This is a genomic window from Leifsonia poae (assembly GCF_020009625.1).
GTDB lineage: Bacteria > Actinomycetota > Actinomycetes > Actinomycetales > Microbacteriaceae > Leifsonia > Leifsonia poae_A.
This window is the reverse complement of the sequence record NZ_JAIHLP010000002.1, coordinates 2,567,661-2,585,581: the sequence shown is the minus strand read 5'-3', so window position 1 is coordinate 2,585,581 and position 17,921 is coordinate 2,567,661. Positions and strand designations below refer to the sequence as shown.

The 17,921-nt window shown below is 63.3% G+C and carries 11 protein-coding genes and 2 rRNA genes; 2 read left to right on the top strand and 11 right to left on the bottom strand.

Translation table 11 applies throughout. The features are described 5' to 3' along the window. Positions 1–69 precede the first annotated feature (69 nt). The 7 genes from K5L49_RS13125 to K5L49_RS13095 all read right to left on the bottom strand — a co-directional run bounded on the left by K5L49_RS13125 (position 70) and on the right by K5L49_RS13095 (position 10,556). Positions 70–3,184: ribosomal RNA gene (locus tag K5L49_RS13125) — 23S ribosomal RNA — on the bottom strand. A gap of 415 nt (positions 3,185–3,599) precedes the next feature. Next, positions 3,600–5,123: ribosomal RNA gene (locus K5L49_RS13120) — 16S ribosomal RNA — on the bottom strand. The 16S and 23S rRNA genes sit together here, the layout of an rRNA operon. Before the next feature lie 674 nt (positions 5,124–5,797). After that, complete coding sequence (gene ccsB / locus K5L49_RS13115) at positions 5,798–6,871, bottom strand: c-type cytochrome biogenesis protein CcsB (protein WP_223693380.1); 1,074 nt, start codon at positions 6,869–6,871, stop codon at positions 5,798–5,800. 9 nt (positions 6,872–6,880) lie between these two features. Then, positions 6,881–8,428 carry a cytochrome c biogenesis protein ResB gene (gene resB / locus K5L49_RS13110; RefSeq protein WP_374107687.1) on the bottom strand — a complete coding sequence of 516 codons (1,548 nt, stop codon included), beginning with the start codon at positions 8,426–8,428 and terminating at the stop codon, positions 6,881–6,883. 61 nt (positions 8,429–8,489) lie between these two features. Next, on the bottom strand, positions 8,490–9,230 hold the full coding sequence (locus K5L49_RS13105; protein ID WP_223693377.1) for a cytochrome c biogenesis CcdA family protein: 741 nt from the start codon (positions 9,228–9,230) through the stop codon (positions 8,490–8,492). A gap of 1 nt (position 9,231) precedes the next feature. After that, positions 9,232–9,837 carry a TlpA family protein disulfide reductase gene (locus K5L49_RS13100; RefSeq protein ID WP_223693375.1) on the bottom strand — a complete coding sequence of 202 codons (606 nt, stop codon included), beginning with the start codon at positions 9,835–9,837 and terminating at the stop codon, positions 9,232–9,234. After that, complete coding sequence (locus K5L49_RS13095) at positions 9,834–10,556, bottom strand: histidine phosphatase family protein (RefSeq protein ID WP_223693373.1); 723 nt, start codon at positions 10,554–10,556, stop codon at positions 9,834–9,836. The genes K5L49_RS13100 and K5L49_RS13095 overlap by 4 nt, the downstream gene beginning before the upstream one ends. 106 nt (positions 10,557–10,662) lie before the next feature. Here K5L49_RS13095 and aspS point away from each other — a divergent pair, with 106 nt between their 5' ends. Further along, positions 10,663–11,991: an aspartate--tRNA(Asn) ligase gene (gene aspS / locus K5L49_RS13090; protein WP_223693372.1), complete on the top strand. Its 1,329-nt coding sequence runs from the start codon at positions 10,663–10,665 to the stop codon at positions 11,989–11,991. On the opposite strand, the gene K5L49_RS13085 is transcribed toward aspS, so the two are convergent. After that, the gene (locus tag K5L49_RS13085) at positions 11,921–12,673 is read right to left on the bottom strand and encodes a JAB domain-containing protein (protein WP_223693370.1); all 753 of its coding nucleotides are present in this window, start codon (positions 12,671–12,673) and stop codon (positions 11,921–11,923) included. The genes aspS and K5L49_RS13085 overlap by 71 nt on opposite strands. A gap of 170 nt (positions 12,674–12,843) precedes the next feature. Between K5L49_RS13085 and K5L49_RS13080 the strand changes: the two genes are divergently transcribed. Beyond that, positions 12,844–14,031 (top strand): acetyl-CoA C-acetyltransferase, encoded by a 1,188-nt coding sequence (locus tag K5L49_RS13080; RefSeq protein ID WP_223693368.1) that lies wholly within the window; start codon positions 12,844–12,846, stop codon positions 14,029–14,031. 194 nt (positions 14,032–14,225) lie between these two features. Here the strand turns inward: K5L49_RS13080 and K5L49_RS13075 are convergent, their stop codons facing one another. From K5L49_RS13075 to K5L49_RS13065, 3 genes are read right to left on the bottom strand one after another with little or no spacing between them, the layout of a single operon-like run. Next, complete coding sequence (locus K5L49_RS13075) at positions 14,226–15,365, bottom strand: bifunctional 2-methylcitrate synthase/citrate synthase (RefSeq protein ID WP_223693366.1); 1,140 nt, start codon at positions 15,363–15,365, stop codon at positions 14,226–14,228. Positions 15,366–15,419: 54 nt separating this feature from the next. Beyond that, positions 15,420–16,319, bottom strand: coding sequence for a methylisocitrate lyase (gene prpB, locus K5L49_RS13070; protein ID WP_223693364.1), 900 nt, complete (start codon positions 16,317–16,319; stop codon positions 15,420–15,422). Beyond that, complete coding sequence (locus K5L49_RS13065) at positions 16,319–17,887, bottom strand: MmgE/PrpD family protein (protein ID WP_223695303.1); 1,569 nt, start codon at positions 17,885–17,887, stop codon at positions 16,319–16,321. Before K5L49_RS13065 ends, prpB begins: the two co-directional genes overlap by 1 nt. Positions 17,888–17,921: the final 34 nt, after the last annotated feature.

Here is a 17,921-nt window from a genome sequence, read left to right as displayed (position 1 = left end):
GAACCACATAGTGGACGCAAGCATTCTCATGGCCCCTCATACCAGCCTTACAACAGTATGAGAGTAATGATTATCAAATTATCGGCTTATTAGTACCGGTCAGCTCCATGGGTCTTTAGTCCCCACTTCCACATCCGGCCTATCAACCCAGTAGTCTAGCTGGGAGCCTCTCGCCCGAAGGCATGGAAATCTCATCTCAAGGCCGGCTTCCCGCTTAGATGCTTTCAGCGGTTATCCATCCCGAACGTAGCTAATCAGCGGTGCTCCTGGCGGAACAACTGACACACCAGAGGTTCGTCCAACCCGGTCCTCTCGTACTAGGGTCAGATCCTTTCAAATTTCCTACGCGCGCAGCGGATAGGGACCGAACTGTCTCACGACGTTCTAAACCCAGCTCGCGTACCGCTTTAATGGGCGAACAGCCCAACCCTTGGGACCTACTCCAGCCCCAGGATGCGACGAGCCGACATCGAGGTGCCAAACCATGCCGTCGATATGGACTCTTGGGCAAGATCAGCCTGTTATCCCCGAGGTACCTTTTATCCGTTGAGCGACAGCGCTTCCACAAGCCACTGCCGGATCACTAGTCCCGACTTTCGTCCCTGCTCGACTTGTCAGTCTCACAGTCAAGCTCCCTTGTGCACTTACACTCGACACCTGATTGCCAACCAGGTTGAGGGAACCTTTGGGCGCCTCCGTTACTTTTTGGGAGGCAACCGCCCCAGTTAAACTACCCACCAGGCACTGTCCCTGAACCGGATTACGGTTCGAAGTTAGATATCCAGAGTGACCAGAGTGGTATTTCAACAATGACTCCACCTGAACTAGCGTCCAAGCTTCAAAGTCTCCCACCTATCCTACACAAGCCACACCGAACACCAATACCAAGCTGTAGTAAAGGTCACGGGGTCTTTCCGTCCTGCTGCGCGTAACGAGCATCTTTACTCGTAGTGCAATTTCGCCGAGTTCGCGGTTGAGACAGCTGGGAAGTCGTTACGCCATTCGTGCAGGTCGGAACTTACCCGACAAGGAATTTCGCTACCTTAGGATGGTTATAGTTACCACCGCCGTTTACTGGGGCTTAAATTCTGAGCTTCGCCGAAGCTAACCCTTCCTCTTAACCTTCCAGCACCGGGCAGGCGTCAGTCCGTATACATCGTCTTGCGACTTAGCACGGACCTGTGTTTTTAGTAAACAGTCGCTTCCCACTGGTCTCTGCGGCCTTCAAACGCTTCGGAAGTAAATTCCTACACGCCTCAGGCCCCCCTTCTCCCGAAGTTACGGGGGCATTTTGCCGAGTTCCTTAACCACGATTCTCTCGATCTCCTTAGTATTCTCTACCTGACCACCTGAGTCGGTTTGGGGTACGGGCGGCTGGAACCTCGCGTCGATGCTTTTCTTGGCAGCATAGGATCACCGATTTCGTCACTTAAGACTACCCATCGTGCCTGGCCCTTCATGAGAGACGGATTTGCCTATCTCTCGGGTTACACACTTAGACCGGGACAACCATCGCCCGGCTCGGCTACCTTCCTGCGTCACACCTGTTAATACGCTAACCGCACCAGCATAGGGTCGTGTGCTAGGCCCGCTCGTCTAGGCCCGAAGGCTTCGATCAAGGGGATTCAGACACTTAGCATTACTGGATTAGTTTGGGCGGTTCTTCGCCGGTACGGGAATATCAACCCGTTGTCCATCGACTACGCCTGTCGGCCTCGCCTTAGGTCCCGACTTACCCAGGGCGGATTAGCCTGGCCCTGGAACCCTTGGTCTTTCGGAGGACGGGTTTCTCACCCGTCTTTCGCTACTCATGCCTGCATTCTCACTCGTGTGGCCTCCACGGCTGGTTTACACCGCCGCTTCGCTGGCCACACGACGCTCTCCTACCCATCAACACGGCTGGACCACGAAGGCCTACCAATAATGTCAATGCCACAACTTCGGTGGCGTGCTTGAGCCCCGTTACATTGTCGGCGCGGAATCACTTGACCAGTGAGCTATTACGCACTCTTTCAAGGGTGGCTGCTTCTAAGCCAACCTCCTGGTTGTCTGTGCAACTCCACATCCTTTCCCACTTAGCACGCGCTTTGGGACCTTAGTTGGTGGTCTGGGTTGTTTCCCTCTCGACGATGAAGCTTATCCCCCACCGTCTCACTGCTGCGCTCTCACTTACCGGCATTCGGAGTTTGGCTGACGTCAGTAACCTTTTGGGGCCCATCGGCCATCCAGTAGCTCTACCTCCGGCAAGAAACACGCAACGCTGCACCTAAATGCATTTCGGAGAGAACCAGCTATCACGAAGTTTGATTGGCCTTTCACCCCTATCCACAGCTCATCCCCTCAGTTTTCAACCTAAGTGGGTTCGGTCCTCCACGACGTCTTACCGTCGCTTCAACCTGGCCATGGATAGATCACTTCGCTTCGGGTCTAGGACATGCGACTGAATCGCCCTATTCAGACTCGCTTTCGCTACGGCTACCCCTCACGGGTTAACCTCGCCACATATCGCTAACTCGCAGGCTCATTCTTCAAAAGGCACGCTGTCACCCCTACAAGGAGGCTCCAACGGTTTGTAAGCAAACGGTTTCAGGTACTATTTCACTCCCCTCCCGGGGTACTTTTCACCTTTCCCTCACGGTACTTGTCCGCTATCGGTCATCTGGGAGTATTTAGGCTTATCAGGTGGTCCTGACGGATTCACACGGGATTTCTCGGGCCCCGTGCTACTTGGGATACTCTTCGCGCCATTGGAACATTTCGACTACGGGGTTGGCACCCTCTATGACTGGCCTTTCAATGCCATTCGTCTATATTCCTTTGTAACGCTTGCTGTTCGGCAGAATCAGCAGAAAAGTCCCGCAACCCCGACCATGCAACGCCTGCCGGCTATCACACATGATCGGTTTAGCCTCTTCCGGTTTCGCTCGCCACTACTAACGGAATCGCTTTTGCTTTCTCTTCCTGTGGGTACTGAGATGTTTCACTTCCCCACGTTCCCTCTACCCGCCCTATATATTCAGGCGGGAGTCACTGGGTCACCTTACGGGCCCAGCGGGGTTTCCCCATTCGGAAATCCTCGGATCAAAGTTCGTTTATCAACTCCCCGAGGCTTATCGCAGATTACTACGTCCTTCTTCGGCTCCAGATGCCAAGGCATCCACCGTTTGCTCTTAGAAATTTGAAATCACATGAGTTTGAATCGATTCTTCGTTTAGAAAAATTGACCAATGATCTAATAAATCAGATCATCTTTTGTGATCCGAGACTCGCCAGCCGAAACCGGCTCGACTCGAATCTAAGATGCTCGCGTCCACTGTGTAGTTCTCAAAGTACGGGCGGTACCTTCTCTGACGGCAAGTCATGCCGACAAGAAAAGGTCCAGAGGTCCAGTTCGGCTCAAGGCCGGCCCGGTCCCTCAGGACCCAACAGCGTGCATGTGCGGTGCTTCGTGGTTCGAGGTTTTCCTTCTCCGAAGAGCGTACTGATCTCGAGCCGTTCAGCTCCGCACCAATGTCAATGTTCCACCCATGAGCTACCAGCGAGAACGTGTGTCTCGATCTGGCGCCTGGACACTCCGAAGAGTGCCAGATGCTCCTTAGAAAGGAGGTGATCCAGCCGCACCTTCCGGTACGGCTACCTTGTTACGACTTAGTCCTAATCACCGATCCCACCTTCGACGGCTCCTTCCACAAGGGTTAGGCCACCGGCTTCGGGTGTTACCGACTTTCATGACTTGACGGGCGGTGTGTACAAGGCCCGGGAACGTATTCACCGCAGCGTTGCTGATCTGCGATTACTAGCGACTCCGACTTCATGAGGTCGAGTTGCAGACCTCAATCCGAACTGAGACCGGCTTTTTGGGATTCGCTCCACCTTACGGTATTGCAGCCCTTTGTACCGGCCATTGTAGCATGCGTGAAGCCCAAGACATAAGGGGCATGATGATTTGACGTCATCCCCACCTTCCTCCGAGTTGACCCCGGCAGTCTCCTATGAGTTCCCACCATTACGTGCTGGCAACATAGAACGAGGGTTGCGCTCGTTGCGGGACTTAACCCAACATCTCACGACACGAGCTGACGACAACCATGCACCACCTGTTTACGAGTGTCCAAAGAGTTGACTATTTCTAGCCCGTTCTCGTATATGTCAAGTCTTGGTAAGGTTCTTCGCGTTGCATCGAATTAATCCGCATGCTCCGCCGCTTGTGCGGGCCCCCGTCAATTCCTTTGAGTTTTAGCCTTGCGGCCGTACTCCCCAGGCGGGGAACTTAATGCGTTAGCTGCGACACGGAGACCGTGGAATGGTCCCCACATCTAGTTCCCAACGTTTACGGCGTGGACTACCAGGGTATCTAATCCTGTTCGCTCCCCACGCTTTCGCTCCTCAGCGTCAGTTACGGCCCAGAGATCTGCCTTCGCCATCGGTGTTCCTCCTGATATCTGCGCATTCCACCGCTACACCAGGAATTCCAATCTCCCCTACCGCACTCTAGTCTGCCCGTACCCACTGCAGGCCCGAGGTTGAGCCTCGGGATTTCACAGCAGACGCGACAAACCGCCTACGAGCTCTTTACGCCCAATAATTCCGGACAACGCTTGCACCCTACGTATTACCGCGGCTGCTGGCACGTAGTTAGCCGGTGCTTTTTCTGCAGGTACCGTCACTTTCGCTTCTTCCCTACTAAAAGAGGTTTACAACCCGAAGGCCGTCGTCCCTCACGCGGCGTTGCTGCATCAGGCTTGCGCCCATTGTGCAATATTCCCCACTGCTGCCTCCCGTAGGAGTCTGGGCCGTGTCTCAGTCCCAGTGTGGCCGGTCACCCTCTCAGGCCGGCTACCCGTCGTAGGCTTGGTGGGCCGTTACCTCACCAACTACCTGATAGGCCGCGAGTCCATCCTTGACCGAAGTTCTTTCCACGTACAGGAGATGCCTCCGTACGTCGTATCCGGTATTAGCTTCCGTTTCCGGAGGTTATCCCAGAGTCAAGGGCAGGTTACTCACGTGTTACTCACCCGTTCGCCACTAATCCCCCAGAGCAAGCTCCGGGTTCATCGTTCGACTTGCATGTGTTAAGCACGCCGCCAGCGTTCGTCCTGAGCCAGGATCAAACTCTCCGTAAATGTTTGATTGCACGCAACGCAAGCGCTGCGGCACATCTAGTGCTTCGGGCCACCGGAATGGGTGAACACCTCAGCAAGTTTGAAACTGACAGAACAAATCATTACTGACTTGCTTTGTTGTTTTAATCTGTTTCCAAAGGAATCTCTTACCTAGCCGAAGCTAAGTGTCGAGGTTTTTGGCATTTGACATTGTGCACGCTGTTGAGTTCTCAAGGATCGGACGCTCCCAGTTTCTGACCTCCCGGCCGTCTCTCTGGGGCAACTTCTCTACCTTACCACTCTCAGTCAGTTTGTCAAGTCGGCCGTTTCGCGTTATCGCGGCGGTCCTTATCTGGACGCAACCGTTTCACACGATCCGAGTCGGTTAGACCTGCTCAGTGAGTGGGGTTTATATCCTAAGCATTTCGGGCGCTCTCAAGCAAGTTGAGATTGTGCCGTTAGGCTTAGGATTTGGTCCCTCTTGAGGCCGGGAAGCTCTTCCGCTTTCCGCACCTTTGGGGTGACAAGTGATTACTTTACGCAGGTCCTGGAGGGCTCGCAAATTCGGCCTGCAGCCCGGGCGTGTCGCGGGGCTACTTCCGCGTGATCACGGGGCAGTGGCCCCGTTCGCCCCGCAGGACCAACGCAAAACGCCCCCGGGATCGGGGGCGTTGAGCGGAGCGGATTGCGACGGATCACAGGCCTGAGTACGAGTGCAGTCCGTGGAAGAACACGTTGACGATGCCGAAGTTGAACATCACCGCGGAGAACCCGATGACGGCGAGCCACGCTGAACGGGATCCGCGCCAGCCGCGGGTGGCCCGCGCGTGGATGTATCCGGCATAGATCACCCAGATGATGAAGGTCCAGACTTCCTTGGTGTCCCAGCCCCAATACCGACCCCAGGCCTTCTCGGCCCAGATCGCGCCGGCGATTAGCGTGAACGTCCAGAAGATGAAGCCGATGATGTTCACCCGGTAAGCGAGGTTCTCCAGTGTCTTGGTTCCCGGAAGGGTGGCGAGGAACTTGAACTGCTGCGGCCTCGACTCCTCGGCCTGCCGCTCGCGCCGCGCCTGCAGCAGCTGCAGACCGGACAGCGCGAAGCCGAGTGCGAAGAACGCCGTTCCCAGGATGGCGACCATGATGTGGATGACCAACCAGTACGACTGCAGGGCCGGCGGCAAGGGGACGACCGGAACGTAGTACCGCACGGTGGCGATCATCAACAGGATGCAGACGAGACCGAGCACGAAGGTGCCGAGGTACTTCACGTCGAACCGGAGATTCACCAGGAGGAAGACTCCGATGATGACGAGCGTGCCCGTCATGGAGAACTCCCACATGTTCGCCCAGGGGACGCGATCGGCCGCGACCCCGCGCAGCACCGTCGAGACCAGGTGGAACGTGAAGCCGATGATGGTGAGCGTGAACGCGGTGCGCATCGCGACGGAGACCGAACCGCCGTTCGTGACCTCGTCCTCCACCCGAGAGCTGATGCGGGCACTGAGCCGGGTGAGGGTGGAGGTGCCGGAGCTCCGTTCGGAGCCGCCGGACGCCTCCGCCGTGGTGATGGTCGTCACTCCGGCCGAGGCCGGGGCGCCCGCCTCCGCCCTGCGGGTGACGGCACTCGGAACGACGGCGGCCTCCTCGGCCGTGGCGCGGGCCCCCCGCCGCGCGAGGTCCATCGCGAAGGCGATGAACGCGAGAGCGTAAATGCCCATGGCCGCGTAGATGAACACGGTCGAGAGCTGAGCCAGAGTTGTGGTCACGATGCCAGCCTAAGTGTTTCGGATGCGGGTGAGAACGGCGGAATGCTCGTCGGCGACCGAGGTGACGGCGGCGATGAGGTTGGGGTCTTCGCCTCGGGCGAGGCCAGCGTACTCCAGCGTGTGGGAGCCGTCGCCGTTGTCGACGGACTTGACCCAGATGCGGCGTCGTGGCACGAACAGGGAGGTGAGCAGGCCGGCGAGGATCAGGATCGCGAACACGAGCACCCATACCTGGGCGGGATCGTGGTGCACGTCGAGCGAGACATAGCGCTTGACGTTGTCGAAGCTGAGCGTTCCCATCCCGTTCGGGAGCTCGATCGTCTGCCCGGGCTTCACCTGGAGGGCGGCCTTCTTGGTCGGCGGGCCTGCCAGCTGCTTGAGCGAGTCGGTGTTCAGGCTGTAGACCGATTGCGGCACGCCGCTGTCGACGCCGAGGTCGCCGGCCCAGACGTTGAGACTCAGCACTGGATCTCGCAGGCCGGGATAGATGGAGGTGAGAGCACCGGCGGCCGTCTGACTCTTCCCGACGGTCGGATAGAAGAAGCCGATCATGCCGAGCTGCTGCGAGAGACCGTCCGGGACTTTGATGTAGCCGAGCGAGGTGAGCTGCGAATCCTGCGGGATGAACGGCACCGAGTCGGTGAAGACGACGTGACCCTTCGGGTCGCGCACCGTGATCGTCGGGGCGTAGCCGTTACCGAGCAGATACACGTTGGTGCCGCCGATGGCCAGGGGCTCGTTCACCTTGATCGTCGTCGTTCCCGTGGCGCCGCCTGGCCCGGTCGTCGTCACGTTCGCCGTGTAGTCGATCGGTTCGCCGAGCGCATTCTTGTTCTTCGTCTCGTACGCCACCTTGAGGCTGTCGACCCGGATCGAGAACGGTTGCAGCGACGAATCGGAGAAGAACCGCCCCGGGTTGAACGAGTTGTAGGAAGGGAGGCTGTTGACGAAGCTCTGCCCCTCCACCACGATCTTCTGCCCGGTGAACCCGAAGCCACCGCCGAACCCGATGGCGAGCAGGATGCCGAGCAGCGCGGTGTGGAAGACCAGGTTGCCGGTCTCGCGCAGGTAGCCGCGCTCCGCTGAGACGGACGTCGATCGGGCGTCTTCGTACAGCGCGACGCGGTAGCCGCTCTTGCGCAGGATGTCGCGGGCGGCCGCGATCGGCTCCGGCGCATCTCGAGCCAGATCGGCGGGCAGCAGGCGCGCCTGGAACCCCGCCATGCGGGTCAGCCGCACCGGGGTTCGTGGCGGCTTGGCCCGCAGCGCGTCCAGGTGATGTTTGGTGCGCGGGATGATGCACCCGATGAGCGAGGCGAACAGCAGCAGGTAGATGGCCGAGAACCACACCGAGGTGTAGACGTCGAACGCCTGCAGCTTGTCGAGGAACGGGGCAATGTCCGGGTGGTCGACGAAGTACTTGGAAACGCCGTTCGGGTCGGAACTGCGCTGCGGCACGAGTGAACCGGGCACGGCGGCGACCGCGAGTAGCAACAGCAGGAACAGCGCCGTGCGCATGCTCGTGAGCTGTCGCCAGAACCAGCGCAGCCAACCCATCGGGCCCAGCTTGGGCTGGACGACGTCGGGGTCGACTCGCGGTGGCGCGGAATCGATGTGGTCAGATGGCCGGCTCAAAGCCTACGATCACCGCCAAGAATCGGGACATGAGGTCACTCCAGAGTCCGGTCGCCATCAAGACGCCGATGACGACGAGCAGAACGCCGCCGATGATATTGATCAGCCGGATGTGCCGCTTGAGGAACGCGACCGAACCGGCGACCCAGTCGAAGCCGAGCGCCACGAGCAGGAACGGGATCCCGAGGCCGATGCAGTAGAAGAGCCCGAGCAGGGCGCCGCGCCACGGCGATCCCGAACCGACGCTGAGCGCACTGATGGCGCCGAGGGTCGGGCCGATGCACGGCGTCCAGCCGAGGCCGAACACGATTCCGAGCAGAGGAGCGCCGATGAGCCCGGTGGCCGGCCGCCAGCTGGGCTTGATGGTGCGCTGCAGGAACGAGAACTGACCGATGAAGACGAGCCCCATCACGATGACGAACACGCCGAGGATGCGGATGACCAGATCTTGCCACCGGAACAGCCAGGAGCCGAGCGCACCGAACGCCGCACCGTATGCGACGAAGATGACAGCGAAGCCGAGGATGAAGAGCGAGACCCCGGTGAGCAGCCTCGACCGTTCCCGTTTGGCGCCCGGCTCACTGAACCCGCCGACATACGCCAGGTAGCCCGGCACCAGGGGCAGGACACAGGGCGACGCGAACGAGACGAGACCGGCGAGCACGGCGATGGGCAGCGCCAGCAGAAGCTGGCCGCTGAACACGATGTCGGCGAGTCCGGTCACCTCAATCGGTCTCGGCGAGCGTGTCGTGGATAAGGGTGTCGAGGATGCTCGGGTCGGGGAGCGCTCCGAGGATGCGGGCTGCGACCCGCCCCTTCTTGTCGATCACCAGAGTGGTGGGCGTCGCTTTCGGCGGAACGGTCTTGCTGAACGCGAGGAGCACGGAGCCGGTGTCGCGGTCGAGGACCGACGGGTAGGTGATCCCCTTCTCGTTCTCGAAGCTCGCCGACGTGGCTTCCGAGTCGTACAGATTGACTCCGAGGAATCCGACGCCCTGTGCTTGGTACTTCTTGTACAGCTTCTCGAGCTCAGGCGCCTCGACACGGCACGGGGGGCATCCCGCGTACCAGAAGTTCACGACGAGGACGTCGCCCGCATACTGCATGGACGACACCGTCTCGCCGGTGCCGGTCTTGCCGGAGAAGGTCACCGCGTCGCCGCGGTTGTTCACGGCGAACTCGCTGACCGTGCCGTCGCCGGCGATGTAGTTCTGGCCGGAGCCCGACCGGTACTGCTCGGCGAGCTTGTCCGTCGTGCAGCCGGAGAGCACGAGGCCCGCCGAGGCGGCGAGGGCGGCGGCAGACAGGAGGAGGCGGATTCGACGCTTCACACGGCCCCCACATCGGTGGCGGTGGCGTTCAGGGCGGCGGCCGGATCGACGTATCCGACCTCGATGATGCGCACGGGGGGTGCTCCGTTCTGAGGGACCTCGATGGAGGAGGAAGAAGATTCTGCGGCGGCGGCCTCCGGGTTCGGCTGCGCGGCCGGCACCGTCGTGCGCTCGAAGGTGGTAATGCTGGAGAGCGCGCACCGGCGCTTGCGCGGATCGTGCCAGAACCGCTCCCCGGCGACCGAGAGGTGGGTGACCCAGATCGGGAGCTGATGGCTGACGAGGACGACGTCGCCTTCGTCGACCGAGTCGAACGCATCGTCGATCGCGGCGCGCATCCGCGCCTCGATGCTCCTGTACGGCTCGCCCCAGCTCGGCCGTGCCGGGTTGACGAGGAACGGCCAGTTCACCGGGTTGCGGAGGGCCCGTGCCATCACGGTGCCCTCGAAGTGGTTGGTCGGCTCGATGATGCGGTCGTCGATGCGGGGCTCGAGGCCGAACATCCGGGCGACGGGAGCAGCCGACTCGCGGGTGCGCTGCAACGGGGACACGCGGAGGGCAGCGATCGTGCGTCCGCGGGCGCCGAGGTCGTCGGCGGCGGACTGCGCCATGCGGTGCCCGAGCTTGGAGAGGCCGAAGCCCGGCAGCCTGCCGTACAGGATGCCGTCGGGGTTGAACACCTCGCCATGACGTACGAGGTGGACTTGGCTTGCTACCACGACCCCAGTCTACGGAGGGGTTTGCCTTGAATTCACTGTGCGCCCCCGTCGACGGCTTCCCGACGGCCCGCGCCGGCGGGAGGGGCGGACGGTAGGCTAGTGGATCGTGACCGAACGAGTATTGATCAAAGACCTGGCCGCCTCCCCCGACGGCCCCGTGACCGTCGCCGGCTGGGTGGAGACCGTTCGCGACCAGAAGAAGGTGCAGTTCGTCGTTCTGCGCGACGAGAGCGGTGCCGTTCAGTTGGTGAATCCGCGCACGGTCGACGCCGACGGCGTCGTCGTCGCCGATGAGCCGGCCACCACGATCTCGGGCCTCGCCCAGGGCAGTTTCGTGACCGCCACCGGCGAGCTCAAGCACGACGAGCGCGTGAAGCTCGGCGGCATCGAGATCAAGCTCAGCACGCTGACCGTGGAGACGGCCGCCATCCCCGAGACGCCGATCGCTGCCGACAGCGGGATCGACAAGCGCATGGATTGGCGCTTCCTCGACCTGCGCGAGCCGAAGAACAACCTGATCTTCCGAGTGCAGACCACATTCGAGCACGCCCTGCGCGAGTACTGGGTGAACCACGACTTCATCGAGCTGCACACGCCGAAACTCATGGCCAGTGCGAGCGAGTCGCGCGCAGAGCTGTTCGAGGTCGACTACTTCGACACCAAGGCGTACCTCTCGCAGAGCCCGCAGTTCTTCAAGCAGATGGCCCAGTCGGCCGGCTTCGGCAAGATCTTCGAGATCGGTCCGGCCTTCCGCGCCGACCCCAGTTTCACGAGCCGTCACGCCACCGAGTTCACCAGCGTCGACACAGAGATCAGCTGGATCGACAGCCACGAAGACGTGATGGCGCTGCACGAGAACCTGATCGTTGCCGGATTCTCCGCCGTGAAAGAGAAGCACGGCGAGCAGATCAAGGCACTGTTCGACGTCGACATCGAGGTGCCGTCGACGCCGTTCCCGCGCATCCCCCTCGCCGAGGCGAAGCGGATCGTGGCGGAGCGCGGCTACGAGGTTCCGCGCCACGATGACGACATGGACCCGGAGGGCGAGCGACAGATCTCCGCATATGTGAAGGAGACGTTCGGCCACGAATTCGTCTTCCTCACCGACTACGCCGCGAGCATCCGGCCGTTCTACCACATGCGCAACGCGGCCGACGAGAGCATCACCAACAGCTACGACCTCATCTTCAACGGCGTCGAGATCTCGACCGGAGCCCAGCGCGAGCATCGCGTCGAAATCCTCGAGGCGCAGGCCCGCGAGAAGGGTCTGGACCCGGCCGAGCTCGGTTTCTACCTCGACTTCTTCCGCTACGGCGTTCCGCCGCACGGTGGTTTCGGCATGGGTCTCGGCCGCGTGCTGATGCTCATGCTGCACCTGTCGAACCTGCGGGAGACGACCTACCTCTTCCGCGGACCGACCCGCCTGCTGCCGTAGAGCCGCGCGCGGGAAGGGTGACCCAGCCGTCTCCGGCGACGAGGATGTGCCCGAGGAACCGGAGGCCGATGGTGACCGCCGCCTGGTCGAGACGACGGGTGACGGCGATGTCGGCCACGCTCGGGTCGAGGATGCCGCTCGGATGGTTGTGCGCGACCGCGAATGACCGGCCACCCCGGGTGAGCACGGCCTGGAGCACCTCGGCCGGCTCGATCGTGACCTGGTCGACGCCGCCGTCGCGGAGCAGCACGATCTCGATCGGCCGAGAGGCGCGATCCGCGATGACGACGACGAACCGCTCATTGTCGCGGTGGAGAAGCTCGGGCTTGACGATCTTCGCGATCGCTTCGTGGTCGACCAGCCGCGTCCAAGCGGACGAGGTTCCGGCCCGCCGCCAGATCTCGATGGTCGCGACCAGCTTCCCGGCGGTCGCCGGCCCGATGCCGGGGAGGGTCTCGAGCCGGGCGTAGTCCATCGTCGCAAGGCCGGGGAAGCCGCCGGTGCGTCGGAGGATGGACCGCGCGAACGCGATGACGCTGCGCCCCGGTTGGCCGGAGCCGAGCACGAGTGCCAGCACTTCGTCGTCGGTGAGCGAGCCGACTCCGAGGCGCCGCATCCGTTCGCGCGGGCGATCGTGGGCTGGGATGTTCGCAAGGGGCTCCTCCTCTTCGTGGTCTGACATGCCCCCACGATAGGGAGACCCGAGGAACCCGGAGCCGGCCGCAGGCCGATCTGTGGAGAACCGCCGGGGTGTGGACAATCCGGGAGGCGCCCGTCGCCGTGGAGCCCCGGGTGTGAGATGGTGAAAGGAACCCGGCCACAAGCCGCCCGAACGGCCACGAAGGAGTCGCCATGAACGGTCCACGAGACGTTGTCATCCTGTCTGCCGCCCGCACCCCCCAGGGAAAGCTCAAGGGTGCTCTCGCGTCGCTGAGCGCGGTCGACCTGGGCGCGGTCGCCCTGAAGAAGGCCCTCGCCGATTCGGGGGTCGAACCCGCTGCGGTGGAAGCCGTGATCTTCGGGCAGGTGCTGCAAGCGGGGGCGGGCCAGAATCCGGCGCGCCAGACGGCGATCGCCGCCGGACTCGGCTGGAACGTTCCGGCCGTGACGATCAACAAGGTGTGCCTCTCCGGGCTGGCGGCGGTGATCGACGCGGCCCGGCTCATCCGTGCCGGCGAGGCCGAGGTGGTGGTGGCCGGCGGTCAGGAATCGATGACCAACGCGCCGCATGTGCTGCCCGGCTCGCGCACGGGATGGAACTACGGCTCGATCACCGCGCTCGACTCCGCCGCCCACGACGGCCTGACCGACGCCTTCGACGGGATCTCGATGGGAGCCTCGACCGAGAAGTACACCGAGCGGCTCGGGCTGACGCGGGAAGCGCAGGACGCGTTCGCCGCCGCCTCGCACCAACGGGCCGGCCGCGCCGCGGTCTCGGGGGCGTTCGATGCGGAACTGGCGCCGGTCAGCATCCCGCAGCGCAAAGGCGACCCGGTCGTGGTGACGGCGGATGAGGGGGTGCGTCCTGAGTCGACACCCGAGACCCTGGCCGGGCTGCGGCCCAGCTTCGCGGAGGGGGGCACGCTGACGGCCGGCAATTCGTCACCGCTGAGCGACGGCGCCGCGGCCCTCGTGCTCACGAGCCGCGAGAACGCGGAACGGCTGGGCTTGACCTGGCTGGCCGTCGTCGGAGCGAGCGGTCAGGTGGCCGGCCCGGACAACTCCTTGCACTCGCAGCCCTCGAATGCGATCGCGGCGGCGCTGGCGAAGACGGGGTGGGCGACGGACGATCTCGACCTCGTCGAGATCAATGAGGCGTTCGCTGCGGTCGCACTGCAGTCGATGGCCGACCTGGGGCTCGACCCCGAGCGGGTGAACATCCACGGTGGCGCGATCGCACTCGGGCATCCGATCGGCGCATCCGGTGCCCGGCTCGCCGTGCATGCCGCGCACGAACTGGCCCGGCGCGGGTCGGGGAAGGCCGCCGTCGCGCTGTGCGGCGGTGGCGGACAGGGTGAGGCATTGCTGCTGTCGCGATGAGGGTGTGGCTGTTCACGGGAGCCGCCGCGCAGTGTCGGTGCGTCCGTTCTCAGGAAGAATCGACGACGCGGGACCGTGCGGTCCTGAATACAGGATGAGACGGTCTGTGTTGGCCGCCGAATCCTGAAAACAGGAACGGGAACGGGGTCAGGACCAGGAACAGGTCAAGAACGGGGTCAGGAACGGGAACGGGGTCAGGAACGGGGCGACACGGCGAGATGGCGTTCGGCCGGGCCGATGTAGCGGGAGAGCGGGCGGATGAGCGAGTTGGCCGCATATTGCTCGAAGACATGGGCCGTCCAGCCGACGACACGGGCGGCCGCGAACAACGGTGTGAACGTCTCGGTGTCGAATCCCATCAGATTGTATGCGGGACCGGAGGGGTAGTCGAGGTTCGGCTTGATATTCTTGCGGTCGCCCATCGCCTTCTCGAGCGCGTTGTAGAGGTCGAGCATGTCTGCACGGTCGTAGTGCTCGACCAGCGTCTCCAGGGCGGCTTTCATCGTCGGCACGCGGGAGTCGCCGTTCTTGTAGACCCGGTGACCGAAGCCCATGATCTTGCGCTTGGCGGCGAGGGCTTCGTCGAGCCACGCCTCGGCGCGGTCGGCGGTCTTGATCTCGTCGAAGGCGTGCATCACGGCCTCGTTGGCGCCGCCGTGCAGAGGTCCCTTGAGGGCACCGACCGCGCCGGTGACGGCGGAGTAGACGTCGGAGAGGGTGGAGGCGATGACGCGGGCGGTGAACGTCGAGGCGTTGAAAGAGTGCTCCGCATACAACACCAGCGAGACCCGGAACGCGTCGACGACGACATCATCGGGGATCTCGCCGAAGGTCATCCAGAGGAAGTTCCTCGAATAGTCGAGGTCGTCGCGCGGTTCGACTGCCGGCAGGCCGTGACGACGACGCTGGTCGTAGGCCACGATCGTGGGCAGCTGCGCGAGCAGGTAGAGGGCGCGTCCGTCGTTGAGCTCGGGGTCGAGCACACCGTTCGGCCGTGTGAGGGTGTCGTCGAGACCGCCGAGCTGGCTGACCGCGCTTCGCACCACATCCATCGGATGCGCGCTGACCGGCACATCGTCGATCGCACGCCTGGTGCGCGCGTCGAGCACCCGCAACGACCGTTCGAGCGCCTCGAATGCGACGAGTTCGTCGGCGGCGGGAAGCTCTCCGTGCCAGAGCAGGAAAGCGACCTCCTCGAACGAGCAGTGCGTGGCGAGCTCCTGCACCGGGTACCCCCGGTAGAGCAGAGAGTTCGTCTCCGGGTTGACGCTGGAGACGGAGGTGGTGTCCACCACCACACCGGCGAGGCCCTTGTGGATCTCACGGTCGGTCATTGCTGCTCCTTCGCTGCTGGCAGGGATCGCACTGCTTCCGGTGGGTGGTCAGGCTCAGCGCCCGACCTCGAAGTTGAAGACGGACGTGTCGAACGCGTTGTAGCCTTCGTAGTCAATCAGGTCGTAGAGGTCTGCGCGATGCTGCATTTCGCCGAGCTTGGGTTCGAGGGTCCCTGTGTCGAGCAGCTGGTCGAGGCCGCGCTCGGCGGCCCCCATGGCCAGGCGCAGCAACGAGACCGGCCAGATCACGATGTTCACGCCCACGTCGCGCAGCTGATCGACGGTGAAGAGGTCGCTTTTGCCGAACTCGGTCATGTTGGCGAGCATCGGGACGTCGATGGCGTTGCGGACGGCCTCGAACTCACCGAGATCGCGCATCGCCTCGGGGAAGACCGCGTCGGCGCCGGCGTCGACGAGTGCTTTGGCTCGGTCGATGGCCGCGTCGAGCCCCTCGACGGCACGGATGTCGGTGCGCGCCATGATGAGCAGGTTCGGGTCGCGGCGGGCATCGGCGGCGGCACGGATGCGTTTGAGCGCGGTGCTCGTGTCGACGACCTGTTTGCCGTCGAGGTGGCCGCAGCGCTTGGGGTTGACCTGGTCTTCGATGTGCAGACCGGCGACCCCCGCATCCTCGAGGGTCTGCACGGTGCGGGCGACGTTCATCGGCTCGCCGAAACCCGTGTCGGCGTCGACGAGGGCTGGGAGGTCGGTCATCCTGGTGATCTGCGCGGAGCGGCCGGCGACCTCGGTGAGCGTGGTGAGCCCGATGTCGGGCAGGCCGAGGTCGGCGCTGAGCACGGCCCCCGAGATGTAGACGCCCTCGAAGCCCTTGCGTTCGATCAGGCGGGCGGAGAGCGGATTGAAGGCGCCGGGCATCCGGACGAGCTCGCCGGTGGCGAGGCGAGCTCGGAAGGCGGCCCGCTTCGCGTGCGCCGGAACTGAGGAGTAGAGCATCAGAAGAGCCCCTTCGGGGTCGGGAGCGACGCCAACAGCCCCGGCTTCGCCGTGATGGTGAGCCCGCCGAGCTCCGCGGCGGTCAGGGTGGGGAGCCGCTCGGCGACGTTGAGGAAGCGGTCGATCTCGGCGGGCTCCAGAACGTCGGCGGCGAGCATCCGGAACTTGGCGATGTAGTCGGCGCGGGCGAATGGGCGAGCGCCGAGCGGATGCGCGTCGGCGACCGCGATCTCGTCGGTGATCACCGAACCATCGGCCATCCGGATCTCGACCCGGCCGCCGAACGCCTGCTCCGCGGGGTCGAGCGAATGGTAGCGGCGGGTCCACTCCGGGTCTTCGGTGGTGGTGACCTTGCCCCACAGCTCGACGGTGTCGGGCCGGGCCGCCCGTTCGGGCAGATAGGAGCCGACGTGGTTCCAGCCGCCGTCCTGCAGCGCCACGGTGAAGATGTACGGGATCGAGTGGTCGAGGGTCTCGCGTGAGGCTGTCGGGTCGTACTTCTGCGGGTCGTTCGCCCCCGAACCGATCACGTAGTGCGTGTGGTGAGAGGTGCGGATGAGGATGCTCTGCACCCGGGACGGGTCGGCGGTCTCGGGATGCTCGCGGTGCAGCCGGCGGGCGAGGTCGATCCAGGCCTGCGCCTGGTATTCGGCCGAATGCTCCTTGGTGTAGCTGTCGAGGATCGCGCGTTTCGCCTCGCCACGCTCGGGCAGCGGGACGTCGTAGTTCGCGTCCGGTCCGTCGAGCAGCCAGGCGATGACGCCGTCTTCCCCCTCGTAGATCGGCGTGGGGCTGGTCTCGCCGCGCATCGCCCGGTCGATCGCTTCGACCGCCATCTTGCCGGCGAACGCGGGGGCGTGGGCCTTCCAGCTGGAGATCTCCCCCTTGCGGGACTGACGGGTCGCCGTCGTGGTGTGCAGCGCCTGGCCGATCGCCTGGAAGATGGTTTCGACCGGCAGGCCGAGCAGGGTTCCGATCCCCGCTGCGGCACTCGGGCCGAGGTGGGCGACATGGTCGATCTTGTGCGCGTGCAGGCTGATCGCCTTCGCCAGGTCGATCTGGATCTCGTACCCGGTCGCGATCCCGCGCACGAGGTCGCGCCCGGTCAGGCCGAAAGCACCTGCCGCGTGCTGCGCAACTGCGGTCACGGGCGGGATGTTGTCGCCCGGGTGCGAGTACTCCGCCGCGAGGAACGTGTCGTGATAGTCGAGTTCACGCACGGCGACGCCGTTCGCCCACGCCGCCCACTCCGGGCTGACTCGCAGTGACGGCGCCTCGCCGAACACGGTCGAGCCGTCCTGCGGATGCTCGCGCGATACAGTCAGTTCGGCCAGCTGAGCAGTGGGAACCGGATGGGCGACAGCCTGCGAGCGGGCCGATATTACCGGGCGACGTGTGAGCGACGCCGCCGCGACCGCCGCGTTGTCGATGACGCGGTTGACCACCATCTCGGCCACCGCATCCGTCACCTCGACAGGGTCGGCCGCGACCTCCGCCAGTGCCCAGGCCAGTTGGCCGTGCCGGGAGAGGTTCTCATCACTTCGGTGCACACGAACGTTGTGGAGCATCACACAACAAACCTACCCTCACCGCCCCTCGTCG